1 protein-coding gene is annotated in these 1,241 nt (G+C 74.8%); it reads right to left on the bottom strand.

Annotation, left to right across the window (positions count from 1 at the left end):
- The coding region (locus tag G3I65_RS42960; RefSeq protein WP_166641291.1) for a type I polyketide synthase at positions 1-1,241 on the bottom strand (1,241 nt) is incomplete at both ends.

The raw sequence follows: 1,241 nt of genomic DNA, 5'->3' as shown, positions 1-1,241 counted from the left end.
AGCGCCTGCGCCTCGATCGGGTCGCCCAGCGGGGTACCGGTGCCGTGCCCCTCGACGACGTCGACGTCCGAAGTGGACAGTCCGGCCTCGGCGAGCGCGCGCCGGATGACGCGCTGCTGCGAGGGGCCGTTGGGCGCGGTGAGACCGTTGGACGCGCCGTCGGAGTTGACCGCGCTGCCCCGGACCACCGCGAGCACCGGGTGGCCGTTGCGGCGCGCGTCGGACAGCCGTTCCAGCAGCAGGACGCCGACGCCCTCGGCCCAGCCGACGCCGTCCGCACTGTCCGAAAAGGACTTGCAGCGGCCGTCGGCGGACAGCCCGCCCTGGGCGCTGAAGTCGAGGAACGTGCTCGGCGTGGCCATCACCGTGACGCCGCCCGCGAGCGCCAGCGAGCACTCGCCGCTCCGCAGGGCCTGGCTCGCCAGGTGCACCGCCACCAGCGAGGACGAGCACGCGGTGTCGACGGTGACCGCCGGCCCTTCCAGCCCGAGGGTGTAGGAGACGCGGCCGGACAGCACGCTGCCGGCGTTGCCGGTGCCGAGGTAGCCCAGCGACTCGGCCGGGAACTCGACGTCGGCGGTGCTGTAGTCGTGGTACATGATCCCGGCGAACACGCCGGTCCGGCTGCCGCGCAGCGTGGCCGGGTCGATGCCCGCCCGCTCCACGGCTTCCCACGCGTTCTCCAGCAGCAGCCGCTGCTGCGGGTCCATGGCCAGCGCCTCGCGCGGGGAGATGCCGAAGAACGCGGCGTCGAACTCCGCGGCCTGGGTGAGGAACCCGCCCTCGCGGGTGTAGCTCGTGCCCGCGTGCGCCGGATCGGGGTCGTACAGGGATTCGACGTCCCAGCCGCGGTCCTCGGGGAACCGCGAGACGCCGTCGCGGCCGGCCAGGACGAGGTCCCACAGCTCGCCGGGCGAGCCGACGCCGCCGGGGTAGCGGCAGCTCATCGACACGATGGCGATCGGGTCGTCGCCGCCGGCCGCGCCGGGGCCGGCCGGGACGGCCGGGAGGTCTTCGCCGTCACCGCCGACGAGCTCGGCCAGCAGGTGCCGCGCGAGGGCCCGGGGTGTCGGGTGGTCGAAGATCAGCGTCGCCGGCAGCCGCAGGCCGGTGACGGCGGTGAGCGCGTTGCGCAGCTCGACCGCGGTGAGCGAGTCGAACCCGAGCTCCTTGAACGCGCTCCCCTCCTCGATCCGGTCCGGGGAGCCGTAGCTGAGCACGGCGGCGACCTGCGCGCGCAC

The sequence above is a fragment of the Amycolatopsis sp. SID8362 genome, from assembly GCF_010550475.1.
In the GTDB taxonomy this organism is placed as follows: Bacteria; Actinomycetota; Actinomycetes; order Mycobacteriales; family Pseudonocardiaceae; genus Amycolatopsis; species Amycolatopsis eburnea.
Note: the sequence above shows the minus strand (reverse complement) of the source record. Positions and strands in the feature narration are given on the sequence as shown.